Source organism: Methylobacterium sp. (assembly GCF_019745455.1).
GTDB lineage: Bacteria > Pseudomonadota > Alphaproteobacteria > Rhizobiales > Beijerinckiaceae > Methylobacterium.
In genome coordinates this window covers 212,979-239,191 of record NZ_JAIETD010000028.1, presented here as the reverse complement: position 1 = coordinate 239,191, position 26,213 = coordinate 212,979, and the positions used below count along the sequence as shown (strand labels likewise).

Genomic DNA, 26,213 nt, shown 5'->3' with positions numbered 1-26,213 from the left:
CACGCTACGGGCGTCGTGAAAGAACGCGTCGTTCGTCCCGGCGCGCCATCGCGGGAGCGGCTTAGCGGTCGCACTCGGCGACCCAAGATGCCCGCCCGTGACCGACACCGCATCGATCATCTCGGCCCGAACCGCATCGGCAACCGCCTGCAACTCGCCCTCCGGCAGAGCCCGCAACAGATGAGGCTCAGACAGACCGTCCAAAATCGAGGAAGAGGCTTCTATCCGTGACACCGAGAGGACCTCACGTCCGGAGGAAAGATAAGGCTGCAACGCCTTGAGGAAGCGGAGAGTTCAGGTTTGACCGAACGGGCATGACACCGTCATTCCACGTCCAGCGGGGCCGTTCCGGTGGCGCGGCCGGCAGGATCGGTGGTGATGGTCTGGATCCGTGCCTCGGCGCGCTGGAGCAAAGCCTCGCAATGGCGCTTGAGCAGCTCGCCGCGCTCGTAGATGGCGACCGATTCATCGAGGGCGACGTCACCCTTCTCGAGGCGCCGCACGATGTCCTCGAGCTCGGCCAGGGCCGCTTCGAAGGGCAGGTTCTTGTCCAGCGGCGGCTCGGAACCGGCTTTGCCGGTCTGTCCTGCGGTGTCCTGCACCTCTGCGGTGTCTTGCACCGCCGCCATGGCGGATCGCGCAACGGTCATTCCAGGGTCCATCCTCGCTTCAGGGTTTAGGCCGCGCCGCCCTTGCCGGGCAACCCTGAGGGTGCTCAAGGATTTCGCCGAGAAAAGAAATCTCCGCCCGTGGCGTCGTTTGCGCCACACATGAGACGCGGACAATCATGCGATGTCGAGCCGGAACGGCGTGCCCTCGAAGGCCTCGGCGCCGCGCCCGATCGCCTGAATCGCGGCGATCATCCGGCCCTCGCGCCCGAGCATCGCGTCGGCCACGGCGACGAGGCGGGGATTGGGCGTGGCGCTCGGCGAGGCCGCTCGCAGAGCATCGGCGATCGATGCCTCGTGGCGGGACGGATCGAGGGCGCAGGCCGCGATGAAGGCCGCCGCGGTCGAGCGGCCGATGCCGGCATAGCAGTGGATTACGAGCGGCGCAGTCCGCTCCCACGTGAAGGCGACATCGAGGATCTGGCGCACATGCGTCTCGTCCGCCAGGACATGGCCGTCGAGGGGCGCGGCGATGTCGCTGACGCCGACGACGCAATGGCGCTCCGGCGCGATCCCGTCGGGCCGGGTCACGCTGGTGCCGACGGTCGCGAGGGTGAGGACGTCGCGGGCCTTCGTTTCCGCCACCGTCTCGGCGAGGCGCGAGAGCGGGCAGACGTGGATGGCTGTCATCGGCTCGGCATCCCGATCTGCCTCACGAGTTCGTCGAAGCGGGCGAGAAACCGCTCCTGCGCCAGTGCCGTCGGCCAGGGATCGAGCAGGGTAGCGGCGGGGGCCGTGAGCGGAGGCTGAGGGCCGAAGATCCGCACCGCCTCGGCTTCGTCGAACCCGGCGAGCCCGATGGCCTCGTGATAGGCCGCGATCCCGTCGGCCCGCTTGACCAGGGTGGCTGCCTCAAGCGTCGGCTCGGCGAGGCCGAAGCGGCGTCGGATCGCCGCGAGCAGGCGCCGTTCCACCGCCTTGTAGGAGTCGCCGATCGCCGCCTTGAACGGCGAGATCAGGTCGCCGACCACGTATTCGGGGGCATCGTGCAGCAGCAATTCGAGCCGCTCGGCCGCAGGGCTGGACGGCGCGAGATCTCCGCCGATCGCCTCGACGAGGAGGGCGTGCTGGGCCACCGAGAACACGTGCGGACCGTGGGTCTGGCCGTTCCAGCGCGCGACCCGGGCGAGGCCGTGGGCGATGTCGGCGATCTCGATATCGCCGGGTGCCGGATCGAGGAGGTCGAGGCGGCGGCCCGACAGCATCCGCTGCCATGCCCGGGGGACGGGCGCGCTCATCGGGCGAGTGCGGCGCAGGCGCCGTGCCGGTGGCAGCCGACGAGGTGGTCGTTGACGAGGCCGACCGCCTGCATGAAGGCGTGGACGATCACCGGCCCGCAGAAGCTGAAGCCTTCCGCCTTGAGGGCCTTGGCCATGCGGCGCGAGACCTCGGTCTCGGTGGCGATCCCGGCCCGGTCCCGGGCCGTGCCCTGGATCGGGACGCCCTCGACGAAATCCCACAGGAAGCGCGAGAAGCCGGGGCCGCTCTCCTCGATCCTGAGGAAGGCGCGGGCGCCCGCGATGGTGCCGACGATCTTGGCGCGGTTGCGGATGATGCCGGTGTCGCTCATCAGCCTCGCCACATCGGCTTCGGTGAAGCGGGCGATCGCCTCGGGGTCGAACCCGGCGAAGGCGCTTCGGAAACCCTCCCGGCGGCGCAGGATGGTGATCCAGGACAAGCCGGCCTGGAACCCGTCGAGGATCAGCTTCTCGTACAGAGCGCGGCCGTCGCGCTCCGGCACGCCCCATTCGGTGTCGTGGTAGGCGACGTAAGTCGGGTCGAGCCCGGCCCACCAGCAGCGGGCGCAGCCGTCGGAATGGTGGATGAGGCCGGTGGCGTCGGCGGACATGAGGGTGGTTTAGCGGGCGGCAGGAGAAAAGTGCAACGCCTCGATGCTACCGCGACTCATCGAGGAGAGCCTGGAGGTCGCGGCCTCCATAGAGGATGCGGCCGATCACGACGGTACCTTCGTCGATCCGGAAGATGATCGTCGCTAGGCGCTCGACGCCGATCGTCCGCAAGCCCGGCCCCAGGTCATCGCGGCGCGTACCACGTTCGGGAAACTCCGCGAGTTGGAGACAGGCCGCCTCGATCCGGTCGATATAGGCGCCGGCCCGGATACGTCCCGCCTGGTCCGCGATGTAGCGATAGAATTCGAAAAGATCCGTCTGGGCTGCCTCGCGGAAGACGACCTCAGCCGTCACGTCCGTCGGCTTTCACCTGCTCGGCATGGTGGGCGCGCAGGCGGGCGAAGACCTCTTTCGCCGGAATGCCGGGTCGCGGCTCGTCGAAGGATTCGGCGATACTGCGTTTAAGCTCGTCTCGCCGTTCGGCCAGTGAGGTCTCGTGGTCCTCGAGGAGGCGAAGCCCCGCTCGGACGACCTCGCTGGCATTCTGGAACCGGCCGCTCTCGACCTGTCGCTGGATGAACCCATCGAAGTGATGGCCCAGGTTGACGTTCGGCATCCGGTCATCCTCGAAACGGCGCTGATAAAGCCAGGACGTATATGGCAATAGATGTCCAAGATCGATAATCGGAAACGATCGACTCAGCTAGCCCGCCACGCCCATCTCAGGAAACGCGAAGGTCGCGAAAGCCGGCTTCACGACGCCGAGCATTGCACCACCCGCTCGCAACGGCTCGCCGGTCACCAGCGCATCGGCGAGGCGGTCGAGGCGGATCGTGGCGAGGCCGCGGGTTCCGGCACGGCTTCCCGTCACGCCAAGCACCTTCTGGCCGGCGGTGACCTCGGTGCCGGGCTCGGGCGCCTCGCCGTTCACGAAGACCACCGGCACCACCCGCGTCCGCGCCGTGCCACGGTGCTGCATGCGCGAGACCACCTCCTGGCCGACATAGCAGCCCTTCTTGAAATCGACGCCGCCGAGCTGGTCCATCAGCGCCTCGTGCGGGAAGGCATCGCCATAGGCGAAGTCGCGCCCGCCCTCGGGGATGCCCAGCGCGATGCGGTGGGCGTGGTAGGCGTCCTCCCCGGCATCGGCCGAGAAGGCGCCGGTACCGGCATAGAGGCGGCGTCCGAGGGCCGGCAATCGCCCATCCCGAATGGACTCGACCTCGGCGGACGTCTCGGACCCGTCCCATGAAGCCGCGACCACGAGGGCGGGGTCGGCCGCGATCGCGACCTTGGCGCGAAGGCGGTAGAGGCCGAGGCGCTTCACCAGGTCCGCCATCTTCTCCGCCGCGGCCTCCAGGCGAAAACCCTCGCCGGTCCGCGAGACCAGGAAGTCGAACAGGATCTTGCCCTGCGGGCTCAGGAGCGCGCCGAGCCGCGCCTCGCCCGGTTCGAGCGTCTCGACATTGCAGGTCAGGATGCCTTGAAGGAAACTTTCCGCGTCCTCGCACGAGACGGTGACGACGGCGCGGTCCGGCAGCAGGGCGATCGGCATCGGTCACTCCTCGACGCGGCGTTGCACGCCGCAGCGTGCTGACATAAGCCGCCGCAACCCCCGTCTCAACGCCGATCCGGAGCGACACCGATGGAACAACCCTTCGATCTCGTCCTCTCAGGCGGCACCGTGGTGAACCAGGACGGCGAGCACCGCGCCGATCTCGGCATCAGGGCCGGGCGCATCGCGGCCATCGGCGACCTCGCCGCGTCGAAGGCCGCCGAGCGGCGCGACTGCACCGGCCTGCACCTCCTGCCGGGCGTCATCGACAGCCAGGTCCATTTCCGCGAGCCCGGCCTCGACCACAAGGAGGACCTCGAAACGGGCTCGCGTGCCGCCGTGATGGGCGGCGTGACGGCGGTGTTCGAGATGCCCAACACCAACCCGCTCACCACCAGCGCCGCGACGCTCGCCGACAAGGTCGCCCGCGCCCATCACCGCATGCATTGCGACTTCGCCTTCTGGGTCGGCGGCACGCACGAGAACGCCCATGAGGTCGCCGAGCTCGAGCGCCTGCCGGGCGCGGCCGGCATCAAGGTGTTCGTCGGCTCCTCCACCGGGGCGCTCCTCGTCGAGGACGATGAAGGCGTCGCCGAGATCCTGAAGCGCACCCGGCGGCGCGCGGCCTTCCATGCCGAGGACGAGCCGATGCTGCGGGATCGCAAGGGTCTGCGCGTGCCGGGCGATCCGTCCTCGCACCCGGTCTGGCGCTCGCCAGAGGTGGCCCTGAAGGCGACCGAGCGCCTGGTGCGCATCGCCAGGCAAACGGGCGCGCGCATCCACATCCTCCACATCTCCACGGGGGAGGAGATGGCCTATCTCGCCGATCACAAGGACGTGGCGAGCGCCGAGGTGACGCCGCACCACCTCACCCTCGACGGCACCGAAGCCTATGCCCGCCTCGGCACCCTGGTGCAGATGAACCCGCCGGTTCGCGACGCGGCCCATCGCGAAAGGATCTGGTGGGGGTTGAGCCAGGGCGTCGCCGACATCCTCGGCTCCGACCACGCACCGCACCTCCTCGAGGAGAAGGCCAAGCCCTATCCGGATTCGCCTTCGGGCATGACCGGCGTGCAGACCCTGGTGCCGATCATGCTCGACCACGTCGCCGCGGGCCGGCTGTCCCTCGCCCGCTTCGTCGACATGACGAGCGCGGGGCCCAAGCGCCTGTTCGGCATCGCCCGGAAAGGCCGGCTCTCGATTGGTTACGACGCCGACGTGACGGTGGTGGACCTCAAGCGCCGCGAGACCATCCGCAACGAGTGGATCGCCTCGAAATGCGGCTGGACGCCCTATGACGGCGTCACGGTGACGGGCTGGCCGGTGGGGACTTATGTCCGCGGTGCCTGCGTGATGTGGCAGGGCGAACTCCTCGCTCCGGCTAGGGGCGAGGCGGTTCTGTTCGACGAGGCGTTGCCCGTCGCCTGATCAGTGCTGCAGGCCGGTGGTGAAGGCGCCGGCGCGGATGCGCTCAGGGAAGCCTTCTGCGTAGCGGGCGGTCGCGTCCTCGCCATAGGTGGTGACGAGCTCCTGGAAGGCCGCGAACAGGGCGGCCTGGGCCATGCAGTCGCCGTCGAGCCCGTCGAGACAGCCTTCGGCGAACGCCTCCGAGACGTAGCCGAGGGCGGCGCGCTTGTCGTCGAGATCGGCCTCGAACGGGGCGGGGGCGCTGTCAGTCTGCATGGCTCAACACATCGCTTCATGCCGGGACAACCGGCGATCTGATTCGAGAATGATAGGCCGGGTGTCTCGGGCCGGGAAGCCAGGAATTGCGAAGCGGTTAACGCGAGAGGGAGAATTGCGCGGATCGGTTCATCGAGGACCCTGCGTGACTTTTCTGCCGCATGCCGGCGCTCAGCCGCCGAAGCGTCCGGCCAGGGCCTGCGACAGCCGCTCGCCCTCGGCGAGGAAGCGGCTCGTCGCCAGCGTCGCGGCCGGCGTGCAGACCCGGTAGGTGAGGGCATAGCCGCGATAGCCGCGGTTATAGGCGCCGGCGAGGCGCTCGCGCCGGGTGGGCGTCACCCCTTCGGCTTCCATCAAGGCCGACATGCGCCGCGGCCACTCGGCCGCATCCGGGCCGCCGCAGAGGCCGCGAAGGAAGGCGAGCGAGCCGATGATTTCGGAGAGCCGCATCAGGTCGCGGTCGTAGGGCGCGGGCGGCGGTTCGGCCGGAGGAGGGGGCTCCTTCTCGGCCGGTTTCGCATTCTGACGCGCGGGCGGGCGCTGCTGCTGGCCGAGCACCGGAGGGGGCAGGGCGAGGCTCAGGGCCGCCAGCAGCGCGAGGCCGGTGAACAGCCTCATGGCTCGGCCTCGGCCGCACGCGCGAAAGCCTCGGCCAGGGTCTCGGCGAGGCCAGGCGTTGTCGGGAGACCCGCGACGTCTCCAGGAGTCGCCCAGCGCACGTCGAGGGCCTCGGGTCCCGGTTTCGGCTCGCCGCTCCGCCAGAGGGCGGCATGGGGATGGACGACGTAATGGTGCCTCAGGCGCCCGTCGGAATCGCGCAGGATGATCTCGGTCGGCGTCAGAGAACCGAGTACCCGCGCTTCCACGCCGACCTCCTCTCGCAATTCGCGCAAGGCCGCCTCCGCAAGGGTCTCCCCCGGCTCGACGAGGCCGCCGGGCAGGGTCCAGACGCCGCGAAGCGGCTCGTTGGCCCGCGCCGCGAGCAGCACCCGGCCCTCGCGCAGGACCGCGATCGAGGCCCCGACGAAGGGCCGGGTCGGGAACAGCCGCCCGTCGCCGTCGCTCACGGCGTCACCACGGCGACGCGCCCGTCGGCGAGGGCGACGACGATCCGGGCCTGCGCGCCCTTCCCGAGGCCGGAGAGGCCGATGGCAGGGGCCGGCAGGGCGATGCGGGTCCGCTCGCGGATGGCGTCCTTGAGGCCGAGGATCGCGACGGCCCTGCGATCCGAGACCGCCAGCGCGAGTTCGGGCGGCTCGGTCCCGACCGGGGAGGCGAGGTCCGCTTCCGCCGCGCCCGGCGCCCGATCGGTATAGCCGGCGGCCTCGGTGAGGAGGCGCAGGCTCCCTGCATCCCAGGCCCAGAGCTGGAGAAGTCCCTTGCCCTCCGGCACCGCGACCGTGGCGATACGGACGGTTCCGGGACCCGCGAAGGGGCCGATCGCCGCGATGCCGAGGCCCTCCGCCTGGGGCGGCGACCGGCCGAGCACGTCCCAGGCCGATCCCGGCTTGGCTTCCGCCTTGCCGATGACCGCGATGAAAGATGCGCCGTTCCCCTGCGAGGCCACCGCGGCGACGACGGGCGTGCCGCCGGCCAGCATCGCGTAGGGCCGGAACGTGGCGAAGGCGGCGCCGGGACCGGCCGAGACCGGCTGGCTCGCGATCGGCACCGCCTTGGGCTCGGTGCTCATGGCCACCGGCTGGCGCTCGCGGATGGTGAGCATCGGACCGGACTCGCCGCGCGTGAGCTGCGCGCTGACCGGCCCGATCACCGCGCCGCGCGAGCCGGGCAGGGCGCCCCGCGGCGTCTCGGTGGCGGCGACGCCCTCGATCGCCTCGGCGCCGATGAGAGTCGTCTCGACGCGCCCGTCCTTGAGGCCGAGGGCGGCGCCCCCGCCCTCGCCCCAGACCACGACGACGGCCGCGTCCTCCGGCTCCGCCGACAGGGTCGCCTTCGGATCGGATGATTTCGGGCGGGCGAGCGGCATCAGCCCGGAGGTCGCCACGGAGACCGCCACGGCGCTTCCGGGGCCCCGCAGGTGCCGTGCAGCGAAGGGCAGGTCGAGGATGGTGACGGCCGGCTCCGCGGCTGCCGGCGTGGTGATGAGGAGGAGGGCGACGAGGAGCAGCGCTGAGCGCTCAGACATGCTGCCCGCCGTTGATGTGCAGCTCGGCGCCGTTCACGTAGGACGAGGCTTCGGTGCACAGGAAGTAGATCGCCTTGGCCACCTCGTCGGGGGTGCCGAGGCGGCGCTGCGGGATGCCGGCGACGATCTTGTCCGTGCCCGGCGACAGGATCGCGGTGTCGATCTCGCCCGGCGAGATCGCGTTGACCCGCACCCCGAGCGGCCCGAAATCGCTGGCGAGCTCGCGGGTCAGGCCGGCGAGGGCCGCCTTCGATGTGCCGTAGGCCGCCCCCGCGAAGGGATGGACGCGCGAGCCCGCGATCGAGGTGACGTTGACGACCGAGCCCTTGGCGCGGGTGAGTTCCTGGCACAATCCGCGCGCGAGCAGCAACGGCGCGAACACGTTGACCTGGAACACCTTGCGCCAGTCGCCGAACTCGGTGGCGATGGCACCGAGCCGTTCGCCGTTCTCGCCCTTGGGCGAGATGCCGGCATTGTTGACGAGGGCGTGCAGGAGCCCGCCCTCCTCGGCGAGACGGCCGGCGACCTCGGCGATGCCGCGCATCGTGTCCTCCGGATCGGCCAGATCCACCTGCAGGTGATCCTCCGGACCCATCTCCCACGGGCAGTTCTCGGGAAAGGCGTGGCGCGAGCAGGTGATCACCCGCCAGCCGGCCGCCGAGAAGCGCTTCACGGTGGCGTGGCCGATGCCGCGGCTCGCCCCCGTGAGCAGCATGATGCGCCGACGTTCGTTGACGGTTGAGGCCAAGGCCGTTCCTTAAAGGTCGCGGGTCGCGTCCACCGCTCCGCCCCTCAGGTCTAAGCCTCGCGAGGCCGGAAATCCAGGGTCGATCCCGCGCCGCAGCAAGCGCGGGCTCGGGATTCAGGGATAGAGCCGCGACCGCTCCCAGCCGCTCCCGGCTTTCTTGAAACGGACCCGGTCGTGCAGCCGGAACGGGCCGTTCTCCCAGAACTCGATCGCCGACGGCACGATCCGGAATCCGGTCCAGTTCTCGGGCCGCGGAACCGGCTTGTCCTCGTATCGCGCCGACAAGGCGGCGACCTCGGCCTCCAGGGTTGCGCGGTCGAGGAGCGGGCGCGATTGCCGGCTGGCATGGGCGCCGATGCGGCTGTCGCGGTGGCGGCTGGCGAAGTAGGCGTCGGCCTCCTGGGCACTCACCGGCTCCACCGGTCCCCGGGCGCGGACCTGCCGGCGCAGGCTCTTCCAGTGCAGCACCAGGGCGGCCTGCGGGTTCTCGCGCAATTCCGCGCCCTTGGCCGAATCGACGTTGGTGTAGAACACGAACCCGCGAGGATCGACGCCCTTCAGGAGCACCATCCTGACATCGGGCAGGCCGTCCGATCCGGCCGTCGCCAGCGCCATGGCGTTCGGGTCCTCGGGTTCGCTGGCGCTCGCCTGCGCCATCCATTCCGCGAACAGATCCCAGGGATCGTCCCGGAGGGTGAAGTCGACGGCTGCCGGATCACCGGACGTTAACGGTTCCATGGTGTCGTCGCTCATGGTGTTCTTCCCGGCGTTCATCTCACGAGGACCCGCGGCCGTCACGGTCGTGGGGCGCCCGTGAGACCAGGTGTGATGCGTGTGCGTATCTTTAGGCTCAAGCCCTCTCGCGATCCACGATTCGCAGCATGGCGCCTCGTCGCGGGCTTCGGCGCCGGCCTGGCGGTGCTGCCGCTCGTCGGCTGTGGCCTGCCGCTGCTGACCTTCCAGACCGAGGAGGCGCCGACCGTCGCCGAACCGATCAGCACCGGAAGCATCGAGAAGCGCCCATCGAGCTTCGGAAACGATCTCGGCGGTGAGGATTGGCGCCGCGCCCACGCGGCGCTCACCGTCGCCCTCGACCCGCAGGGCAACGGCCGCCCCGTCAAGTGGGACAACCCCGATACGCAGCTGCGCGGTGCCGTGAACCCAACGGGCCTGCCCTACGTTTCCGGCGACCACATCTGCCGCGACTTCCTCGCTTCGGTCATCGCGCCGGAGAAGAGCCGTTTCTTGCGCGGGACGGGCTGCAAGTTGTCCGGCGGCGATTGGGAGTTGCGCAAGCTGCGGACGGCCAAGGCCGACCAATAGAAGACCGTTCGAGGCTCGGGCGGTTGACGGGAACGCCGCAAGGGTCGAATTCTGGCGGGAGAATCGTTGCAAAGAAGCAACATCGTTCCCACATGCGTTCCGATTCCGGGCAGGGCGGACAGGTCTCCGCCGTGCCGATGATGCCGAGATTCAAGAACCGCCGATGCGCAATCCCTACGACGTTCTGGGTGTGGCCAAGGGCGCCAGCGAAGCCGACATCAAGAAGGCCTATCGCCGGCTCGCCAAGACCTATCACCCCGATCACAATACCAACGACGCCAAGGCCAAGGATCGCTTTGCGGAAGCCAATTCCGCCTACGAGATCCTCGGCGACGCCAAGAAGCGTGCCCAGTTCGACCGCGGCGAGATCGATGGCGACGGAAAGCCCCGCGCCACCGGCTTCGAGGGGTTTGGCGGCTTCGGTGGCGGCCCCGGCGCGCGCGGGTTCGATTTCGAGAGCGCAGCGCGCTCGCGCGCCGGTAGCGGTAGCGGTGGCGGTGGCATCGGCGAGGACATCTTCTCCCACCTCTTCGGCGAAGCCTTCCGGGCAGGCGGTGCCGGTCCTGGCCCCGGCCCGCGGGGTCCCATGCGTGGGGAGGACGTCGCGGCCGAACTCAGCGTCACCCTCGAGCAGGTGGCGAGCGAGGAGAAGCTTCGGCTGAACCTGCCGGGCGGCCGCGAGGTCGATGTCGTCGTTCCAAAGGGCGTCACCGACGGGCAGGTCATCCGCCTGCGCGGTCTCGGTCAGGCCGGCGGCCCGCGCTCGGAGCCGGGCGACGCCCTCCTGACCATCCGCATCCTGCCGCATCACACCTTCAAGATGGATGGTGCGGATCTGCGCACGACCGTCGAGGTACCCCTTGAGGACGCCGTCCTGGGCGGCGCGATCCGGGTGCCGACCCTCACCGGCGCCGTCGAGATGAAGATGCCGCCGATGACGAGTTCGGGACGGACCTTCCGCCTGAAGGGCAAGGGCCTGCCCAGGAAGGACGGCAGCCGCGGCGACCTCCTCGCCACCACCGCTATCTCCTTGCCGGCCGGCGACGACGCGTCGTTGACCGACTATGCCCGCGCCCGCCGCACGACCAGAGCGGGTGCCTGACGGTACGTCCCGCCCTTCCGTAGCTGCCGGGCCTCCGCTAAGGATGCCCCGGCGCGCAAGGCGCGGCGCGCCGCGACTCCTCGATCAGGTGATACATGGCGGACAGCACACCGGCAGAAAAGAACCCGGCTCACGATCGCAGCGGATTGCTTGCCGGTAAACGCGGTCTGGTGCTCGGCGTCGCCAATATCCGGTCCATCGCCTGGGGAATCGCCAAGAGCGCGCATGCCCACGGCGCCAAGCTCGCCTTCACCTACCAGGGCGATGCCCTGAAGAAGCGGGTCGAGCCGCTGGCGAAGGAACTCGACGCCCATGTGGTCGGCCATTGCGACGTCACCGATCCGGCCTCGATCGATGCGGTCTTCGCCGCTACGGCCGAGGTGTTTCCCGAGGGCATCGACTTCGTCATCCATTGCATCGCCTTCTCGGACAAGGACGAGCTCACCGGCCGCTACGTCGAGACCTCGGAAGGCAACTTCACGAAGTCGCTCCTGATCTCCTGCTACTCCTTCACGGCCATCGCTCAGCGCGCCGAGAAGCTGATGCCGAACGGCGGCTCGCTCCTGACGCTGACCTATTACGGCGCCGAGAAGTGGATGCCGCACTACAACGTGATGGGCGTGGCCAAGGCGGCGTTGGAGGCCTCCGTGCGCTACCTCGCCGCCGATCTCGGCCCCTCGAAGATCCGCGTCAACGCGATCTCGGCCGGCCCGATCAAGACGCTCGCGGCCTCGGGCATCGGCGATTTCCGCTACATCCTGAAGTGGAACGAGTACAACGCGCCGCTTCGCCGGACCGTGACCATCGACGAGGTCGGCGAGACCGCCGCCTACCTCATCTCCGACATGTCCCGCGGCATGACCGGCGAGATCCTGCACGTCGATGCCGGCTATCACGTGGTGGGCATGAAGAACCCCGATGCGCCGGATCTGTCCCTCGACAAGGATTGAGCGAAGGAGGCCGTTCCGGTTCGAGCTTGGGCTCATCGCGATAGCCTGAGCCGCTCACCGCACAGGATTGGACCAACGAGGTCTCAAGGGCTTTCTACGCGCTACTCAATGCCGGGCTCCTGGCATTCGCGGTGGTCCCCTCGCGGCGGGTCTATGTCCTGTTCGGCACCACCGGAATCACCTTCCATCTCGCCTGGAAGGTCTTCGAGGACGGGCTGCTGTTTCCCTTCGCTCTCTCGCTCATCGGGCTGGCGACGATCGGTGCCGGCATTCTCTATCGGCGCCACAGCGTCCGGATCGGACAGGCGATCCACGAAACCCTGCCGGGTTTGGTCATCCGCCTGAAGCCGCGTCACGCGATGGAATAGCCGCTCTCAGTCCTCCACCTTGAGCTTCGCGATCCCCGGCTGCGCCTCGGGGTAGCGCGGGTCCATCGCTTCGAGCGTGTCGGCGATGGTGCGGGCGACGACAAGGTTGCGGAACCATTTCCGGTTGGCCGGCACCACCCGCCAGGGGGCGTAGGGCGTCGAGCACAGGCCGATCGCGTCGCCGAAGGCGCTCTGGTAGGCGTCCCAGGAGCGGCGCTCGACGAGGTCGGCCGGGTCGAACTTCCAGTGCTTCTCGGGATCGGCGATGCGGGCTTCGAGCCGCTCCTTCTGCTCCTCCTTCGAGATATGGAGGAAGAACTTGAGCACCGTGGTGCCCGAGAGCGTGAGCATCTGCTCGAAGGCATTGATGAGCCCGTAGCGCGGGCGCCACACCGCCTCCGTCTCGATGTCTTTTACCCGCACCACCAGCACGTCCTCGTAATGGCTGCGGTTGAACACGCCGATCATGCCGCGGCCGGGTGCCTTGGCGTGGTAGCGCCACAGGAAATCGTGGTCGCGCTCCTCCGAACTCGGCACCTTGAACGACCAGACGCGGCACCCTTGAGGGTTCACCCCCTCGAAGACCGAGCGGATGGTGCCGTCCTTGCCGCCGGTGTCGATGGCCTGGAACACCACCAGCAAGCTCTGACGGCGCTCGGCGTAGAGCTTCTCCTGAGCCGCCTTGATGCGCTCGTGCTCGGCGCTCAGCGCCGTCTTGGACTCTTCCTTGTCGAGACCGCCATCGCCGTCGGGATCGACGGACCTCAGGTCGAACGGTCTGCCCGACGGGGCGATGACGCTGCCCGGCACCGCCGCGACGACGGCGGGAATCGGGATCGCACCGGGGGCGAGGGTCGATTCTCGCGCCATCGCCCGCGCCCATTCGGATGAGGACGGCGGCGGACCACCCGGTCGAGCGGTGTGCGCTGCATCACCCTGCGGCGGCGTGTCCTCGGCTTTCGCGGCCCGTTGGCCCGGTTGGCGCTTGCCGTGCGTCTTCGACATCAGTAGAACTCGTGCTGCCCGCGACCGGCTCGCCCGCGGCATGATCTGGGAGAGGATGCGAGCGTGACAACGACGGACAGGCTTGGCCGTTCCTGCGGCGGTCGCCCCTTCGGTTGCCGTCGACACCATGCGGCGGGGCGAGCGTGACGGCAATTCCCACCATCTATTTCGTTCGCCACGGCCAGACCGACTGGAACGCGGAAGGGCGCCTTCAGGGCCAGCGCGACGTCGACCTCAATGCCGAGGGGCTGCGCCAGGCCGCCGCCGCCGCCGACCGGTTGCGCGATGTGGCGGGCCAGGCTCTCGACGAAGCCGATTACGTGGCGAGTCCTCTCACCCGAACCCGGCGCACCATGGAAACCCTGCGCCTCACGCTCGGTCTCGACCCTGGCGGCTATCGTCTCGACGACCGGCTCAAGGAGATCAGCTTCGGCGATTGGGAGGGCTCGACGTGGTCGGAGATCCGCCAGCGGGACAGATCGAGAGCGCTGGCACGGGACCGGGATCGCTGGGGTTACCAATCGCCGGGGAAGGGAGGCGAAAGCTACGCCATGCTCGTGGCCCGGGTCGCGCCGGCCCTCGCTGATCTCGATCGTACCACCGTGATGGTCGCTCATGGCGGGATCGCCCGCGCGGTGCTGGTGAGCCGCGGCCATCTCGGTATCGGGCAGGCCCCGCGGATCGGCATCCGCCAGGGCAGCGTGCTCGTGCTTGCTGCCGAGAGTTGGCATTGGGCCTGAGTAACCGCCTCAAGCCCATTTAGCATGGGTTCAAGCTGCTCTCGTAAACGTGCTAGACGCCCGGCACCGGCCACCGACCCGATCGGTGCGGCCGCGGCGGGCGCCGTCCCGCCCGATACGGCCATGGATGAGCAGTGGACGCACCTCGAACATCCGAGGCTCGTCGAGCGGAGCAGCGGATGAGCAGTCTCGCCGAGACGACCCGGCCGGTTTCGGTGGCATCGGCAAAGCGTGCGGTCCTGCGCGGCGAGAGCCGACCCGACCTGATCCGCGACGAGGTCCTGGCCGAGATCTTCCTGTCGAGCGCTCGGGCGCGGCCCGACCATCCCGCCCTGATCGACGGTTCACGGAAAGGTCCGGACGGACGCCACCCGAGCCACAGCTATGCCGAGGTCGCCAGGAGAGCCGCCCTCATCGCGCGGGCACTCGTCCATCGCGGCATCGGCCCCGGCGACGTCGTCGGCCTCTGGATGGCGCGTGGGCCGGACCTGCTGACCGCGCAGATCGGCATCACCCTGTCCGGGGCCGCGTGGCTTCCCTTCGATGCCGAGGCGCCATCGGACCGCGTCGGCGTCTGCCTTTCCGATGCCGGCGCCAAGGCGCTGCTGGTCTCTTCCGCCCTCGAAGGGGCCTCGCCCGATGCCGCGCCGGCCCTGACGGTCGAGGGACTTCTTGCCGGCGTGCCGACTGAGGCGCCCGCCGCCGACGCCCGCGCTGCCGGCCTGACGCCGGAGCATCCGGCCTACCTGATCTACACCTCGGGCTCGACCGGCGTGCCGAAGGGCATCGTCATCAGCCACGCCAATATCTGCCACTTCCTGCGTTCCGGAAACGCCCTTTACGGCATGGCGGCGGACGACGTCGTTTTCCAGGGCGCCTCGGTCGCCTTCGATCTCTCGATGGAGGAGATCTGGGTCCCCTACCTCGTCGGTGCGACGCTGTTCGTCGCCTCGCCGGCCATGATGGGCGACGTCGAGGCGCTGCCCGGCCTGATCGCGGAAGCCGGCGTCACAGTCCTCGACACCGTGCCGACCCTCCTGGCGATGCTGTCGCAGGACCTGCCGGGCGTGCGACTGATCCTGCTCGGCGGCGAGGCCCTGCCGGAACCCCTGGTCGCCCGCTGGGCGACGCCCTCGCGAAAGCTGTTCAACACCTACGGGCCGACCGAGGCCACCGTGGTGGCCACCGCCGCCGAGATGCGGCCCGGCGAGCCCGTCACGATCGGCGGCCCGATCCCGAACTACTCGGTCTATGTCGCCAGCGAGAGCCTGGAGCTGCTCGGGCCCGGCCAGCCCGGCGAGCTCCTCATCGGCGGTCCCGGAATCGCGCAGGGCTATCTGCAGCGTCCCGAGCTGACGACGGAAAAGTTCATTGCCAACCCGTTCGCCTCCGACGGGTCCGATCCGATCCTCTATCGCTCGGGCGATGCCGTCTCCCTGGATGCGGCCGGCCGCATCCTGTTCCACGGCCGCATCGACGACCAGGTCAAGATCCGTGGCTTCCGGGTCGAGCTCGGCGAGATCGAGTCCCGCATCCAGGCACAGGCCGGCATCAACCAGGCCGCGGTGGTGCTGCGCCAGGACGATGGCGTCGACCGTCTCGTCGCCTTCCTGGTGCCCGAGCGCGGCACCGAGCTCGACGTCGCGGGCCTGCGCCGGACGCTCGCGGCCGAGATGCCGCCCTACATGGTGCCCGGTCATTTCGAGAGCGTCGGGGTGCTGCCGCGCCTCACCTCCGGCAAGGTCGACCGCAAGGCGCTCCGAATCGCGATCCTCACGGTCGCCGACGTCTCGGGCGAACAGGAGCCGCCGGAGAACGAGACCGAGGCTGCCCTGCTCGCCGCGGCGAAGCAGGTCTTCGGCAACCAGGCGATCCCGTTCGAGGCCGACTTCTTCACCGATCTCGGCGGCCATTCGCTGCTCGCCGCCCGCTTCGTCGGCGCGGTGCGCGAGGCTCCGGCACTCGCCGCCATCACCCTGCAGGACGTCTATGCCAAGCGGACCCTGCGGGCGATCGCCGAGGCGCTGATCGAGCGCACCGGCGGCGCCGGGACGCAGATGGCCTTGCGCGACCTCTCCTTCGCCCACCCGCCGCTCCTGCGCCGTGCCCTGTGCGGCCTCGCCCAGGCGATCGTCCTGCCCTTCGTAATCGCTCTGGCGACGGCGCAATGGCTCGGGATCTTCGTCACCTACCTGCTCCTCACCGGTGGCGGGCTCGGCTTCTTCGGCGAACTCGCCGTGATGCTGCTGGTCTATGTCGGCATCAACGCAGTGACCGCCTGCACCGCCGTCGCCGCCAAGTGGCTCATCCTCGGGCGCACGAAGCCGGGGCGTTACCCGCTCTGGGGCGTCTATTATTTCCGCTGGTGGCTGACCCAGCGCCTCGTGCCGCTGGTCCACATCAAGTGGCTGCAGGGCTCGCCCGCCATCGTGATGTTCCTGCGCCTCCTCGGCGCCAGGGTCGGCCGCGACGCCCTGATCTCCGATATCGAGGTCGGCGCCCCCGATCTCCTCACCATCGGCGCCGGAGCGTCCCTCGGCGGGCGCCTCGTCATCGCCAATGCCGAGGTGGTGGGCAACGAGCTCGTCATCGGCCCCGTCACCATCGGCTCCGACGTCGCCATCGGTACGTCCTGCGTCATCGGCCCCGGCGCGGTGATCGGCGACCATGCCGAGATCGCCGACCTCACCACCGTGCCCACCGACACGGTCGTCGGACCGGCCGAGATCTGGGACGGCTCGCCGGGCGTCAAGGTGGGCATGGCCGATCCCGATGCGCTCCCCGCGCCGGCCGAGGCCTCGTCCCGCCGCCGCCTTGCCTTCGCGGCCATGTACGGCTTCCTGCTGGCAGCAATTCCGGCGGTGGGGCTGCTGCCGATCTTCCCGGCCTTCTACATCTTCGACCAGCTGAGCGACTCGCTCGGCAACATGACCGACATCGACTACCACTGGTACCTGCCGCTGCTGACCTGGCCCACCGCCATGCTGATGACGGCGGGCACGGTGCTCCTCATCGCCGGCATCCGCTGGCTCGTCCTGCCCCGGGTCTCCTCGGGCACCTACTCGATCCATAGCGGCTTCTACCTGCGCAAATGGCTGGTGGCGCTCGCCGCTGAAGTCACGCTCGAGACCCTCTCCTCGCTCTTCGCCACGGTCTACATGCGGGCCTGGTACCGGCTGATGGGCGCCCGGATGGGACAGGGAGCGGAGATCTCCACCAACCTCGCCGGGCGCTACGACCTCGCCGATATCGGGGCCCGCAACTTCATCGCCGACGAGGTCGTGTTCGGCGAGGAGGAAATCCGCCGAGGCTTCATGCACATGCACGAGGTGAGCACCGGCGCCCGCGTCTTCGTCGGCAACGACGCGGTGGTACCCCCGGGCGCCGTGATCCCCGACGACGTGCTCATCGGCATCAAGTCGAAACCGCCGGCCAACGCCATGATGGCGCCGGGCGACACCTGGTTCGGCTCGCCGCCGATCAAGCTCCCCTCCCGCCAGAAGGTCGACCTCGGGTCGCTGGCCCGGACCTACGAGCCGGGCTTCGGGCCCAAACTCAGGCGCGGCGTGTTCGAGGCGTTCTCGACCTCGTTCTCGCCGATGCTGTTCATCAGCTGCGCGATCACGGCGATCGATTTCTACTTCTACCCCGCCATCCTGGCTCAGGACTGGGTCGGGCTCGCGGTCAGCTTCGTCGTTGCCAGCGTCGCCATCGCCTTCATCCAGTCCTTCACGGTGATCGGCGTCAAGTGGCTCCTGATGGGCGCCTACAAGCCCGGCATGCAGCCGATGTGGTCGTGGTGGGCGATGCGCACCGAGGCCGTCGCGGTGCTCTATTGGGGGCTCGCCGGCAAGGTGCTGCTGGAGCATCTGTGCGGCACCCCGTTCCTGCCCTGGATGCTGCGGCTCCTCGGGGTCAAGGTCGGCAAGGGCGTGTGCATGCTCACCACCGACATCACCGAGTTCGACTGCGTCACGATCGGCGACTTCGCCACCATCAACCGCACCTCGGCCCTGCAGACCCATCTCTACGAGGACCGCATCATGAAGGTCGGCCGCGTCGTGGTCGGGCAGGGCGTCTCGGTCGGCGCTTTCTCGACGGTCCTCTACGACACCAAGGTCGGCGACTACGCCCGCTTGCGCCCCCTCACCATCGTCATGAAGGGCGAGTCGATCCCGGCCCACTCGGAATGGGAGGGCGCGCCGGCGGTGCCGGTGGTGCATCCGGCGTAGGCATCTTCGCTCCACGATGGAGCTGCGCGCTACCGTCGTGTTATGATCCTGGAGCCTGCAGGAGAAATCCATGACCAGAGCCGTTTCCGAGGACGGGCCGACCAAGTTCCAACGATATCGACAGGCTCAGCACCGCGAGGGGTGAGGCTGCTTCGCGTCTGGGTGCCGGATCCGGCCGCTCCCGACTTCCAGGCCGAGGCGGCGCGCCAGGCCTCGCTTCTGCGCGGTGTCCCCGAAGAGGCCGACGCACTCGCCTTCATCGAGTCCGCGGTGGGCCGGCCAACATCGTGAAGCGTGGCGATATCGTCACCGTCTCAGCCTCGGGAGATTACGGGAAACCGAGACCCGCTATCGACATGCAATCGGATTGGCTCGACGGCACCGTTAGCGTCCTCGTCGCCTTGTTCACGATCACGTTGCGGGACACGCCGCTCTTCCGCCTCACCGTCGACCCTTCTCCCGCAACCGGCCTCAAGGTCGAATCCCAGATCATGGTCGACAAGATCGTCGCTCTTCCGCGCTCGAAATGCGGAGCGGTGATCGGGCGATTGGACGACGACACGATGCTGGGCCTGAACCGGATGCTCTCCGTCGTCCTCGGCCTCGCAGATTAGACAGAGCTCACCTGCTGTCATTCAACCGGCTCGACGAGAACGTTGGCCCGACTATCCCATCGTGATATTCTAGTCCGTATGACCAGAATACCGAACGCGTCGGATCGACCGTCCCAACCAGGGCGGTGGCCGCTACAGGATGCCAAAGCCAGGTTCAGCGAACTTGTCCGCCGCGTCCGCAGCGAGGGTCCGCAGCACGTCACGGTGCATGGGCGTGATGAAGTCGTGGTGATCTCCGTCGACGAGTTCCATAGACTGAAGGGAGACCGCGATGGTCAGGCGCTTGTCGCCGCCATGCAGGCCTCGCCGCATCGCGAGATCGACATCGAACCCGACCGGTCGATCATGCCCGTGCGCGACGTAGCGCTGTGACGGGCTGGCTGCTCGACACCAACGTTTTGTCGGAGCTGAGACGTCCGAGGCCGGAACCGAAGGTGATCGCCTTCGTCGGGGGTGAACCCCTCGACCAACTTCACGTCAGCGCGGCGACGCTCGCGGAAATCCGCTTCGGCATCGAACGCATCGCCGATGTGGGGCGGCGGGCTGAACTGAACGACTGGCTTTCGCTGAAGGTACGGCCTCTGTTCCGGGGCCGCGTACTCGCCATCACCGAGGACGTCATGTTCACCTGGAGGCTCTTGGTCGAAGAGGGCCGCAAGTCAGGCCACACCTTCTCGCAGCCCGACCTGATCATCGCGGCGACGGCCATCCATCATGGGCTCACCCTCGTCACCCGCGATGTCGGCGATTATGCCCGGACGCGCGCCGCCCTGTTCAACCCTTGGATCGACGCGACGGCTTGATCGTTGCCATTCACCCCACCGACTCCTTCGGCCCAAGCCGCTTGTCGAGGTAGGTGTCGACCGTCTGGGTCAGCTCGTCGACCTTGCCGTCGAAGAAATGATTGGCGCCCTCGACCATCTGGTGCTCGATGATGACGCCCTTCTGGGTCTTCACCTTCTCGATCACCGGCATCACCTCGCGGGCCGGGGCGACCCGGTCCTCGGAGCCGTGGACGAAGAGGCCGGAGGAGGGGCAGGGGGCGAGGAACGTGAAGTCGTAGCGGTTGGCCATGGCGGCGATCGAGATGAAGCCCTCGATCTCGGGGCGCCGCATCAGGAGCTGCATGCCGATCCAGGAGCCGAACGAGACGCCGGCGATCCAGCAGGCCCGCGCCTCGGGGTTCACCGCCTGCACCCAGTCGAGGGCCGAGGCTGCATCGGAGAGTTCGCCCGTGCCGTGGTCGAACGAGCCCTGGCTGCGCCCGACACCACGGAAGTTGAAGCGCAGCGCCGCGAAGCCCCGGTTCGCGAAGGTGTAGAACAGGTTGTACACGATCTGGTTGTTCATCGTGCCGCCGAATTGCGGGTGCGGGTGCAGCACGATGGCGATCGGGGCGCCCTTCTTCTTCGGGGCCTGGTAGCGCCCTTCCAGACGTCCGGCCGGGCCGGTGAAGATGACTTCAGGCATTGCGTCTATCCAAATTCCTGCTCGTCGCCCTGAACGCTCACGATGCCCACCCGGCCTCCCACGCGACGGCGCCACGCCTTGACTCGCGGAGCGACGTTCTTAAAAGCGCTCTTAGGACAATTCTAGTCAATTAGAACAATTCTAAAGAAGGTTGGTCCGGCGAAGACCGGGTCGGCTGCCTCGGAGGTCTGAGCGATCAGGCTCCACTGTCTCCCGCGCGCCTTAGCATGGTCGCGGGGGGCAAAAGCAAGGAATCATCGTTTCGGGTCCGGATGAAGAGATGAGTTCGCCGCGCGCCTATCTCGACCACAACGCGAGCTCGCCCGTCCATCCGGACGTGGCGGCCGCGATGGCGCGCGCCCTGTCCCTGCACGGCAACCCGTCCTCGATTCACGCCGAGGGCCGGGCAGCCCGCGCCGCCCTGGAGGAGGCCCGCGCTGCCGTGGCCGCCCTCGTCGCGGCAACCCCGGAGAATGTGGTCTTCACCAGCGGCGGCACCGAAGCCGCCAACGCGGCCTTGTCGGGTGCGCTCGTCCGCAGGGGCGGTGCCCGCCCGACGCGACTACTGCTCGGCGCCACGGAGCATCCCTGCGTGATGGCCGGCCATCGCTTCGCACCGGATTGCGTCACCGTGATCCCGGTCGATGCTGCCGGCGTCCTGCGGCTCGACGTCTTAGCCGAGGCACTGGTGCAGACCTGCGGCGAGGACGTCCTTGTCTCGGTGCAGGCTGCCAACAACGAGACCGGCGTGGTCCAGCCGCTGCCCGAGATCGTCGCCCTGTCTCGCCGCCACGGCCGTGCCCTCGTCCATAGCGACGCCGTCCAGGCAATCGGCAAGATCCCGGTCGATATGGGCGCCCTCGGTCTCGATGCGCTGACCCTGTCGGGGCATAAATTCGCCGGCCCCAAGGGTACGGGCGCGATCGTGCTCGCGGAGGGCGTCGGGTTCGATGCGCCGCTCCTGCGCGGCGGTGGTCAGGAGAGACGCCAGCGCGGCGGAACCGAGAACCTGCCCGGCCTCGTCGGCCTCGGCGCAGCCGCAGGCCTCGCCGCCGAAAGAGTGCGGGCGGGGATCGATGCCGGCCTACGCGACCCTGTCGAGGCGCATCTGCGCGCGATCGCGCCGGATGTCGTGGTGTTCGGGGAGGGCGCGCCGCGCCTTCCCAACACGCTCCACTTCGCCGTTCCGGGCCTCGCGGCGGAGACGGCCCTGATCGCCTTCGATCTTGCCGGGATCGCGGTCTCGTCCGGCTCGGCCTGTGCATCGGGCAAGGTCGCGCGTTCGCCGGTTCTCGCCGCCATGGGCGTGAGCCCTGCACTGGCCGCAGGGGCGATCCGCGTGAGTTTCGGGTGGAACAGCGGGGAAAGCGACGCCACCCGCTTCCTGGCGACCTGCGAACGGCTCGTCGCCACCCTATATCACCGGCGAGGACAAGCGGCATGAACGCCGCCTTCCCACGCCATTCTCTCACGAACGCCCGGCCCTTGACGCCGGGATTGTTAGGAGACGCCTGATGCCTGCAGTGCAGGAAACCATCGACCGGGTCCGGTCGATCGACCTCGACCAGTACAAGTACGGCTTCGAGACTACGATCGAGATGGAGAAGTCCGAGAAGGGCATCTCCGAGGACGTGATCCGCTTCATTTCGGCCAAGAAGGACGAGCCCGAATGGATGCTGGCCTGGCGCCTCGACGCCTATAAGCGCTGGCAGACCATGAAGGAGCCCGAATGGGCGCGGGTCTCCTATGACAAGGTCGATTACAAGGACATCTACTACTACGCGGCGCCAAAGCGCCCGGCGGCGATGTCCCTCGACGAGATCGATCCGGAGATCCTGAAGACCTACGAGAAGCTCGGCATTCCCCTGCGCGAGGTCGAGGTGCTGGAAGGCATCGCCCCCGAGCGCCGGGTCGCGGTCGACGCGGTGTTCGACTCGGTCTCGGTGGCGACGACCTTCAAGGCGGAGCTGTCCAAGGCCGGCGTGATTTTCATGCCGATCTCCGAGGCGATCCGCGAGTACCCCGACCTCGTGAAGAAGTATCTCGGCTCGGTCGTGCCCGTGACCGACAACTTCTTCGCCACCCTCAACTCGGCGGTCTTCTCCGACGGATCCTTCGTCTACATCCCGCCGGGCGTGCGCTGCCCGATGGAGCTGTCGACCTATTTCCGCATCAACGAGCGCGATACCGGCCAGTTCGAGCGCACCCTGATCATCGCCGACAAGGGGAGCTACGTCTCGTATCTCGAGGGCTGTACCGCCCCGAAGCGCGACGACAACCAGCTCCATGCGGCGGTGGTCGAGCTCGTGGCCCTGGATGATGCCGAGATCAAATACTCGACGGTCCAGAACTGGTACCCTGGCGACAACGAGGGCCGCGGCGGCATCTACAACTTCGTGACGAAGCGCGGCGATTGCCGAGGCGTCAACTCGAAGATCTCGTGGACGCAAGTCGAGACCGGCTCGGCAATCACCTGGAAGTACCCGTCCTGCATCCTGCGCGGCGACAATTCCCGCGGCGAGTTCTACTCGATCGCGGTGTCGAACGGCATGCAGCAGGTCGATTCCGGCACCAAGATGATCCATCTCGGCAAGAACACGACGAGCCGGATCATCTCGAAGGGCATCTCGGCTGGGCGTTCGCAGAACACCTACCGGGGTCTCGTCTCGGCGCACAGGAAGGCGACGGGCGCGCGCAACTTCACCAATTGCGACTCGCTCCTCATCGGCGACCAGTGCGGGGCGCATACCGTGCCCTACATCGAGTCGAAGAATTCCTCCGCCCAATTCGAGCACGAGGCCACAACCTCGAAGATCTCGGAAGACCAGATGTTCTACTGCCAGAGCCGCGGTCTCTCGAACGAGGAGGCCACGGCCCTCATCGTCAACGGCTTCGTCCGGGACGTGCTGCAGCAGCTTCCGATGGAATTCGCCGTGGAAGCCCAGAAGCTGATCTCGATCAGCCTGGAAGGCTCGGTGGGGTGATGGCGCGCGGGGTTGCAGAACGCGCCCCGCTATCGTCGCTCGAGGCGACTGCTCGACGGGCGAAAGAATGACTCAGGACGTGACTTCGTCGCCTGCGGTTCTTCTGGGCGATCTCGCTTGGTCGGAAACGGCGCCGGAACCGGTGACCTCGGGTTTCGACGAGGCTCTGCGTCACCTCGGTGGGGCGGAGCGTAGGGCAGAGGCCGAGAGGCGGATGCGGTATCGCGCGGCGAGCGAGTTCCTCGCCGCGTTCTACAAGGGCGACGTGGAGAACGCCAAAGCCTTGAAGCAATGGGGTATCTCGACGGGTTTCAAATCGAGCCAGATCGCCTTCGCGAAATCCGGCCGGCCCGCGGAGGTCGCCATCGTGGTCACGGGCGGCGGCGAATTGTCGGTCCTGTTCGCACCGGGAGGGCAGCGCTCGACCATGCAGAGGACGGAGCTCGGCGAGTTCGATCCGCTCACCAAGACGGCACTTCGCAAGCGGATGATCGAATTGGTGATCGGGTATCTCGGGGTGAGAAACTGATCGCCATACGACCGAGCGTCAATTGATTGGCCACGGCAAGGATAGCCGCAGGCTACTTGAGACTTTGAAGAATTTTTTACTGAACGGACCAGACTATGATCGAAATCAAGAACCTCGTCGTGCAGATCGAGGACAATCGCATCCTCAACGGCCTCAGCCTCACCGTGAACGACGGCGAGGTCGCGGCCATCATGGGTCCGAACGGCTCGGGCAAGTCGACCCTGTCCTACGTCATCGCCGGCAAGGAGGATTACGAGGTCCTCGATGGCGAGATCCTTCTCGATGGCGAGAACATCCTCGAGATGTCGCCGGACGAGCGGGCGGCGTCGGGCGTGTTCCTCGCCTTCCAATACCCGCTGGAGATCCCGGGGGTGGGCACCATGACCTTCCTCAAGGCGACGCTGAACGCCCAGCGCCGTGCGCGGGGCGAGGGCGAGATCTCGACGCCGGACTTCATCCGCAAGGTGAATGCGGCCGCGGAGAAGCTCGAGATCAACAAGGACATGCTCAAGCGCGCCCTCAATGTCGGGTTCTCCGGCGGGGAGAAGAAGCGCATGGAAATCCTGCAGATGGCGCTTCTGGAGCCGAAGTTCTGCGTCCTCGACGAGACCGATTCCGGCCTCGACATCGACGCCCTGCGCATCGTCTCCGAGGGCGTGAACGCCCTGCGCGCGCAGGGTCGGTCCTTCCTCGTCATCACTCACTACCAGCGCCTCCTGAACCACATCGTCCCGGACGTGGTCCACGTCATGTCTCAGGGGCGCATCGTGAAGTCGGGCGGCAAGGAGCTCGCCCTCGAGCTTGAAGCTTCGGGCTACGCCGAGTACCGGACGGAGGCTGCCTGATGGCCGAGATCACGCCGCTGCGTTCTCCCGCCGAGACCGGCCTCGCCAAGCTCTTCGAGGCCACGAAGATGCGCTACCCGACGGGCGTCTCGATCGCCCGCGAGGAGGCGTTCCGCTATTTCGAGGCTGTGGGCCTGCCGACCCGCCGCGTCGAGGCCTTCAAGTACACCGACCTGCGTTCCGCATTCCGTGATGCGGCGGCGCCCGCCGAGATGCCGTCCGCCGAGACCGCGCAGGCCGCGCTCTCGGGCGCGAAGGGTTTCGCAGGTCTCGAGGCTCTCCGCCTCGACTTCGTCAACGGGCACCTGATCACGGGATCCTCGGATCTCGGGCGTGCGCCCGAGGGCGTCACGATCACGCCGCTCACCGAGGCTCTGAGCCAGGGCCACGCGCTCCTCGACCGGCTGACGCCCGTTCGGCAGGCCTCGGAGAACCCGATCTACCAGCTCAACACCGCCTTCCTGGCCGATGGTGCGCTCATCCACGTAGCGGCCGGCGCCAAGGTCGAGGGCCCGATCCATCTGCGCTTCGTCGGCGCGGGCGGCGAGGCCTTCTCGACGGCGACCCGCGTCCTCGTGGTGCTGGAAGAGGGCGCCGAGGCGACGATCCTGGAGACCCACGAGGGGCCTGACGGCGTCGCCTATCAGCCCAACGATGCGGTCGACGTCGTGGTCGGCGACCATGCCGTTTTCCGGCACGCCCGCCTGAACGCCGAGGGTCGCGAGACGGTCGCCCTCTCAACGCTGTCGGCGCGCCTCGGCGTAGAGGCCGCGATCGAGACCGTGAACGTCGTCGTCGGCGGCGTGCTCTCGCGCCATCAGGTCTACCTGAACTTCGCCGGTGCCGACGCCAAGGCCATCGTCAACGGCGCCACGATGCTGAACGGCTCCCAGCTCGCCGACACCACCTTCCTGGCCGACCATGCTGCTACCGGCGGCGTCAGCCGCGAGCTGTTCAAGACGGTGGTCGACGGCTCCGCGACGGGCGTGTTCCAGGGCAAGATCATCGTCCAGCAGGCGGCGCAGCAGACCGACGGCAAGATGATGTCGGCCTGCCTGATCCTGTCCGAGGACGGGCAGATGATGAACAAGCCGGAGCTGGAGATCTTCGCCGACGACGTCGCCTGCGGCCACGGCGCCACCTGCGGCGCGCTCGACGAGGACCTATTGTTCTACCTTATGCAGCGTGGGCTGCCGAAGGCACAGGCGGAGAGCCTTCTGGTTCAGGCCTTCCTCGGCGAGGCGATCGAGGCGGTGTCGCATGAGGGCGCCCGCGAGGCCCTGGTCGGAACGATCGAGGCTTGGCTGAAGGCGCGAGGCTGAGAGAAACCGAAGGTCCGGCCTGGATGCTGGGGCCGGGCCTTCGGTCCTTCCCGGCGACCTCATCCTGAGGTGCCGGAGC

31 protein-coding genes and 1 pseudogene are annotated in these 26,213 nt (G+C 68.2%); 16 read left to right on the top strand and 16 right to left on the bottom strand.

Features of this window, described 5'->3' with window-relative positions:
- Positions 1-78 precede the first annotated feature (78 nt).
- The 8 genes and pseudogenes from K2Y56_RS06755 to K2Y56_RS06720 all read right to left on the bottom strand — a co-directional run.
- Positions 79-234: pseudogene (locus K2Y56_RS06755) on the bottom strand (1-deoxy-D-xylulose-5-phosphate synthase N-terminal domain-containing protein); the annotation flags it as partial.
- A gap of 89 nt (positions 235-323) precedes the next feature.
- Positions 324-650 carry an exodeoxyribonuclease VII small subunit gene (locus K2Y56_RS06750; RefSeq protein ID WP_292506325.1) on the bottom strand — a complete coding sequence of 109 codons (327 nt, stop codon included), beginning with the start codon at positions 648-650 and terminating at the stop codon, positions 324-326.
- Positions 651-785: 135 nt separating this feature from the next.
- Positions 786-1,298, bottom strand: coding sequence for a protein tyrosine phosphatase (locus K2Y56_RS06745; protein WP_292506324.1), 513 nt, complete (start codon positions 1,296-1,298; stop codon positions 786-788).
- Entirely contained in the window at positions 1,295-1,906 is a 612-nt protein-coding gene (locus tag K2Y56_RS06740; protein ID WP_292506323.1) for a hydrolase, read from the bottom strand. Before K2Y56_RS06740 ends, K2Y56_RS06745 begins: the two co-directional genes overlap by 4 nt.
- Positions 1,903-2,517, bottom strand: coding sequence for a DNA-3-methyladenine glycosylase I (locus K2Y56_RS06735; protein WP_292506322.1), 615 nt, complete (start codon positions 2,515-2,517; stop codon positions 1,903-1,905). Before K2Y56_RS06735 ends, K2Y56_RS06740 begins: the two co-directional genes overlap by 4 nt.
- A gap of 46 nt (positions 2,518-2,563) precedes the next feature.
- The gene (locus tag K2Y56_RS06730; protein WP_292506321.1) at positions 2,564-2,872 is read right to left on the bottom strand and encodes a type II toxin-antitoxin system RelE/ParE family toxin; all 309 of its coding nucleotides are present in this window, start codon (positions 2,870-2,872) and stop codon (positions 2,564-2,566) included.
- Positions 2,862-3,134: a type II toxin-antitoxin system ParD family antitoxin gene (locus tag K2Y56_RS06725; protein WP_292506320.1), complete on the bottom strand. Its 273-nt coding sequence runs from the start codon at positions 3,132-3,134 to the stop codon at positions 2,862-2,864. The genes K2Y56_RS06730 and K2Y56_RS06725 overlap by 11 nt, the downstream gene beginning before the upstream one ends.
- Before the next feature lie 87 nt (positions 3,135-3,221).
- The gene (locus K2Y56_RS06720) at positions 3,222-4,073 is read right to left on the bottom strand and encodes a folate-binding protein YgfZ (RefSeq protein WP_292506319.1); all 852 of its coding nucleotides are present in this window, start codon (positions 4,071-4,073) and stop codon (positions 3,222-3,224) included.
- A gap of 90 nt (positions 4,074-4,163) precedes the next feature.
- Here K2Y56_RS06720 and K2Y56_RS06715 point away from each other — a divergent pair, with 90 nt between their 5' ends.
- Positions 4,164-5,501 carry a dihydroorotase gene (locus tag K2Y56_RS06715; RefSeq protein ID WP_292506318.1) on the top strand — a complete coding sequence of 446 codons (1,338 nt, stop codon included), beginning with the start codon at positions 4,164-4,166 and terminating at the stop codon, positions 5,499-5,501.
- On the opposite strand, the gene K2Y56_RS06710 is transcribed toward K2Y56_RS06715, so the two are convergent.
- The 6 genes from K2Y56_RS06710 to pdxH form a co-directional block, all read right to left on the bottom strand.
- Positions 5,502-5,756, bottom strand: coding sequence for a hypothetical protein (locus K2Y56_RS06710; protein WP_292506316.1), 255 nt, complete (start codon positions 5,754-5,756; stop codon positions 5,502-5,504).
- Between the two features lie 171 nt (positions 5,757-5,927).
- Positions 5,928-6,374: a TIGR02301 family protein gene (locus K2Y56_RS06705; protein WP_292506314.1), complete on the bottom strand. Its 447-nt coding sequence runs from the start codon at positions 6,372-6,374 to the stop codon at positions 5,928-5,930.
- Positions 6,371-6,823 (bottom strand): NUDIX hydrolase, encoded by a 453-nt coding sequence (locus K2Y56_RS06700; RefSeq protein ID WP_292506312.1) that lies wholly within the window; start codon positions 6,821-6,823, stop codon positions 6,371-6,373. The genes K2Y56_RS06705 and K2Y56_RS06700 overlap by 4 nt, the downstream gene beginning before the upstream one ends.
- Positions 6,820-7,902 carry a hypothetical protein gene (locus K2Y56_RS06695; protein WP_292506310.1) on the bottom strand — a complete coding sequence of 361 codons (1,083 nt, stop codon included), beginning with the start codon at positions 7,900-7,902 and terminating at the stop codon, positions 6,820-6,822. Before K2Y56_RS06695 ends, K2Y56_RS06700 begins: the two co-directional genes overlap by 4 nt.
- Positions 7,895-8,617 (bottom strand): SDR family oxidoreductase, encoded by a 723-nt coding sequence (locus K2Y56_RS06690; protein ID WP_292506347.1) that lies wholly within the window; start codon positions 8,615-8,617, stop codon positions 7,895-7,897. Before K2Y56_RS06690 ends, K2Y56_RS06695 begins: the two co-directional genes overlap by 8 nt.
- 147 nt (positions 8,618-8,764) lie before the next feature.
- Positions 8,765-9,403: a pyridoxamine 5'-phosphate oxidase gene (pdxH, locus tag K2Y56_RS06685; protein WP_292506309.1), complete on the bottom strand. Its 639-nt coding sequence runs from the start codon at positions 9,401-9,403 to the stop codon at positions 8,765-8,767.
- A gap of 75 nt (positions 9,404-9,478) precedes the next feature.
- Here pdxH and K2Y56_RS06680 point away from each other — a divergent pair, with 75 nt between their 5' ends.
- The 4 genes from K2Y56_RS06680 (at position 9,479) to K2Y56_RS06665 (ending at position 12,393) form a co-directional block, all read left to right on the top strand.
- Positions 9,479-9,973 (top strand): RT0821/Lpp0805 family surface protein, encoded by a 495-nt coding sequence (locus K2Y56_RS06680; protein ID WP_292506307.1) that lies wholly within the window; start codon positions 9,479-9,481, stop codon positions 9,971-9,973.
- A gap of 163 nt (positions 9,974-10,136) precedes the next feature.
- Positions 10,137-11,075, top strand: a complete 939-nt coding sequence (locus K2Y56_RS06675; RefSeq protein ID WP_292506305.1) for a DnaJ C-terminal domain-containing protein — start codon at positions 10,137-10,139, stop codon at positions 11,073-11,075.
- A gap of 95 nt (positions 11,076-11,170) precedes the next feature.
- Positions 11,171-12,025, top strand: coding sequence for an enoyl-ACP reductase FabI (fabI, locus tag K2Y56_RS06670; RefSeq protein ID WP_292506303.1), 855 nt, complete (start codon positions 11,171-11,173; stop codon positions 12,023-12,025).
- Between the two features lie 131 nt (positions 12,026-12,156).
- Complete coding sequence (locus K2Y56_RS06665) at positions 12,157-12,393, top strand: hypothetical protein (RefSeq protein ID WP_292506302.1); 237 nt, start codon at positions 12,157-12,159, stop codon at positions 12,391-12,393.
- Between the two features lie 6 nt (positions 12,394-12,399).
- On the opposite strand, the gene K2Y56_RS06660 is transcribed toward K2Y56_RS06665, so the two are convergent.
- A complete protein-coding gene (locus K2Y56_RS06660) occupies positions 12,400-13,398 on the bottom strand; it encodes a polyphosphate kinase 2 family protein (protein WP_292506300.1) in 999 nt (332 codons plus the stop codon).
- A gap of 143 nt (positions 13,399-13,541) precedes the next feature.
- Here K2Y56_RS06660 and K2Y56_RS06655 point away from each other — a divergent pair, with 143 nt between their 5' ends.
- The 6 genes from K2Y56_RS06655 (at position 13,542) to K2Y56_RS06630 (ending at position 19,787) form a co-directional block, all read left to right on the top strand.
- Entirely contained in the window at positions 13,542-14,138 is a 597-nt protein-coding gene (locus K2Y56_RS06655) for a histidine phosphatase family protein (protein WP_292506299.1), read from the top strand.
- A 179-nt stretch (positions 14,139-14,317) separates the two neighbouring features.
- A complete protein-coding gene (locus tag K2Y56_RS06650; protein ID WP_292506298.1) occupies positions 14,318-18,370 on the top strand; it encodes a Pls/PosA family non-ribosomal peptide synthetase in 4,053 nt (1,350 codons plus the stop codon).
- Positions 18,371-18,511: 141 nt separating this feature from the next.
- On the top strand, positions 18,512-18,661 hold the full coding sequence (locus K2Y56_RS06645) for an antitoxin MazE-like protein (RefSeq protein WP_292506296.1): 150 nt from the start codon (positions 18,512-18,514) through the stop codon (positions 18,659-18,661).
- Positions 18,658-18,984 carry a type II toxin-antitoxin system PemK/MazF family toxin gene (locus tag K2Y56_RS06640; RefSeq protein ID WP_292506294.1) on the top strand — a complete coding sequence of 109 codons (327 nt, stop codon included), beginning with the start codon at positions 18,658-18,660 and terminating at the stop codon, positions 18,982-18,984. Before K2Y56_RS06645 ends, K2Y56_RS06640 begins: the two co-directional genes overlap by 4 nt.
- A 78-nt stretch (positions 18,985-19,062) precedes the next feature.
- Positions 19,063-19,356 carry a type II toxin-antitoxin system Phd/YefM family antitoxin gene (locus K2Y56_RS06635; RefSeq protein WP_292506292.1) on the top strand — a complete coding sequence of 98 codons (294 nt, stop codon included), beginning with the start codon at positions 19,063-19,065 and terminating at the stop codon, positions 19,354-19,356.
- Entirely contained in the window at positions 19,353-19,787 is a 435-nt protein-coding gene (locus K2Y56_RS06630; protein WP_292506291.1) for a type II toxin-antitoxin system VapC family toxin, read from the top strand. Before K2Y56_RS06635 ends, K2Y56_RS06630 begins: the two co-directional genes overlap by 4 nt.
- A gap of 10 nt (positions 19,788-19,797) precedes the next feature.
- Here the strand turns inward: K2Y56_RS06630 and K2Y56_RS06625 are convergent, their stop codons facing one another.
- Positions 19,798-20,454 carry an alpha/beta hydrolase gene (locus tag K2Y56_RS06625; protein WP_292506290.1) on the bottom strand — a complete coding sequence of 219 codons (657 nt, stop codon included), beginning with the start codon at positions 20,452-20,454 and terminating at the stop codon, positions 19,798-19,800.
- A gap of 280 nt (positions 20,455-20,734) precedes the next feature.
- On the opposite strand from K2Y56_RS06625, the gene K2Y56_RS06620 reads away from it, so the two are divergent.
- The 5 genes from K2Y56_RS06620 to sufD all read left to right on the top strand — a co-directional run bounded on the left by K2Y56_RS06620 (position 20,735) and on the right by sufD (position 26,134).
- Positions 20,735-21,898 carry a cysteine desulfurase family protein gene (locus tag K2Y56_RS06620; protein ID WP_292506289.1) on the top strand — a complete coding sequence of 388 codons (1,164 nt, stop codon included), beginning with the start codon at positions 20,735-20,737 and terminating at the stop codon, positions 21,896-21,898.
- A 70-nt stretch (positions 21,899-21,968) separates the two neighbouring features.
- Complete coding sequence (gene sufB, locus K2Y56_RS06615; RefSeq protein ID WP_292506288.1) at positions 21,969-23,438, top strand: Fe-S cluster assembly protein SufB; 1,470 nt, start codon at positions 21,969-21,971, stop codon at positions 23,436-23,438.
- Positions 23,439-23,505: 67 nt separating this feature from the next.
- On the top strand, positions 23,506-23,967 hold the full coding sequence (locus tag K2Y56_RS06610) for a hypothetical protein (protein WP_292506287.1): 462 nt from the start codon (positions 23,506-23,508) through the stop codon (positions 23,965-23,967).
- Between the two features lie 95 nt (positions 23,968-24,062).
- Positions 24,063-24,812, top strand: a complete 750-nt coding sequence (gene sufC / locus K2Y56_RS06605; protein WP_292506285.1) for a Fe-S cluster assembly ATPase SufC — start codon at positions 24,063-24,065, stop codon at positions 24,810-24,812.
- Positions 24,812-26,134 (top strand): Fe-S cluster assembly protein SufD, encoded by a 1,323-nt coding sequence (sufD, locus tag K2Y56_RS06600; RefSeq protein ID WP_292506283.1) that lies wholly within the window; start codon positions 24,812-24,814, stop codon positions 26,132-26,134. The genes sufC and sufD overlap by 1 nt, the downstream gene beginning before the upstream one ends.
- Positions 26,135-26,213 lie beyond the last annotated feature (79 nt).

What these genes read in the sequence shown, in the direction of transcription:
- K2Y56_RS06750 (WP_292506325.1), bottom strand. Translation starts at nt 650, where the DNA reads ATGACCGTTGCGCGATCCGCCATGGCGGCGGTGCAAGACACCGCAGAG.
- K2Y56_RS06745 (WP_292506324.1), bottom strand. Translation starts at nt 1,298, where the DNA reads ATGACAGCCATCCACGTCTGCCCGCTCTCGCGCCTCGCCGAGACGGTG.
- K2Y56_RS06740 (WP_292506323.1), bottom strand. Translation starts at nt 1,906, where the DNA reads ATGAGCGCGCCCGTCCCCCGGGCATGGCAGCGGATGCTGTCGGGCCGC.
- K2Y56_RS06735 (WP_292506322.1), bottom strand. Translation starts at nt 2,517, where the DNA reads ATGTCCGCCGACGCCACCGGCCTCATCCACCATTCCGACGGCTGCGCC.
- K2Y56_RS06725 (WP_292506320.1), bottom strand. Translation starts at nt 3,134, where the DNA reads ATGCCGAACGTCAACCTGGGCCATCACTTCGATGGGTTCATCCAGCGA.
- K2Y56_RS06720 (WP_292506319.1), bottom strand. Translation starts at nt 4,073, where the DNA reads ATGCCGATCGCCCTGCTGCCGGACCGCGCCGTCGTCACCGTCTCGTGC.
- K2Y56_RS06715 (WP_292506318.1), top strand. Translation starts at nt 4,164, where the DNA reads ATGGAACAACCCTTCGATCTCGTCCTCTCAGGCGGCACCGTGGTGAAC.
- K2Y56_RS06710 (WP_292506316.1), bottom strand. Translation starts at nt 5,756, where the DNA reads ATGCAGACTGACAGCGCCCCCGCCCCGTTCGAGGCCGATCTCGACGAC.
- K2Y56_RS06705 (WP_292506314.1), bottom strand. Translation starts at nt 6,374, where the DNA reads ATGAGGCTGTTCACCGGCCTCGCGCTGCTGGCGGCCCTGAGCCTCGCC.
- K2Y56_RS06695 (WP_292506310.1), bottom strand. Translation starts at nt 7,902, where the DNA reads ATGTCTGAGCGCTCAGCGCTGCTCCTCGTCGCCCTCCTCCTCATCACC.
- K2Y56_RS06690 (WP_292506347.1), bottom strand. Translation starts at nt 8,617, where the DNA reads ATGCTGCTCACGGGGGCGAGCCGCGGCATCGGCCACGCCACCGTGAAG.
- pdxH (WP_292506309.1), bottom strand. Translation starts at nt 9,403, where the DNA reads ATGAGCGACGACACCATGGAACCGTTAACGTCCGGTGATCCGGCAGCC.
- K2Y56_RS06680 (WP_292506307.1), top strand. Translation starts at nt 9,479, where the DNA reads ATGCGTGTGCGTATCTTTAGGCTCAAGCCCTCTCGCGATCCACGATTC.
- K2Y56_RS06675 (WP_292506305.1), top strand. Translation starts at nt 10,137, where the DNA reads ATGCGCAATCCCTACGACGTTCTGGGTGTGGCCAAGGGCGCCAGCGAA.
- fabI (WP_292506303.1), top strand. Translation starts at nt 11,171, where the DNA reads ATGGCGGACAGCACACCGGCAGAAAAGAACCCGGCTCACGATCGCAGC.
- K2Y56_RS06660 (WP_292506300.1), bottom strand. Translation starts at nt 13,398, where the DNA reads ATGTCGAAGACGCACGGCAAGCGCCAACCGGGCCAACGGGCCGCGAAA.
- K2Y56_RS06650 (WP_292506298.1), top strand. Translation starts at nt 14,318, where the DNA reads ATGAGCAGTCTCGCCGAGACGACCCGGCCGGTTTCGGTGGCATCGGCA.
- K2Y56_RS06635 (WP_292506292.1), top strand. Translation starts at nt 19,063, where the DNA reads ATGACCAGAATACCGAACGCGTCGGATCGACCGTCCCAACCAGGGCGG.
- K2Y56_RS06625 (WP_292506290.1), bottom strand. Translation starts at nt 20,454, where the DNA reads ATGCCTGAAGTCATCTTCACCGGCCCGGCCGGACGTCTGGAAGGGCGC.
- K2Y56_RS06620 (WP_292506289.1), top strand. Translation starts at nt 20,735, where the DNA reads ATGAGTTCGCCGCGCGCCTATCTCGACCACAACGCGAGCTCGCCCGTC.
- sufB (WP_292506288.1), top strand. Translation starts at nt 21,969, where the DNA reads ATGCCTGCAGTGCAGGAAACCATCGACCGGGTCCGGTCGATCGACCTC.
- K2Y56_RS06610 (WP_292506287.1), top strand. Translation starts at nt 23,506, where the DNA reads ATGACTCAGGACGTGACTTCGTCGCCTGCGGTTCTTCTGGGCGATCTC.
- sufC (WP_292506285.1), top strand. Translation starts at nt 24,063, where the DNA reads ATGATCGAAATCAAGAACCTCGTCGTGCAGATCGAGGACAATCGCATC.
- sufD (WP_292506283.1), top strand. Translation starts at nt 24,812, where the DNA reads ATGGCCGAGATCACGCCGCTGCGTTCTCCCGCCGAGACCGGCCTCGCC.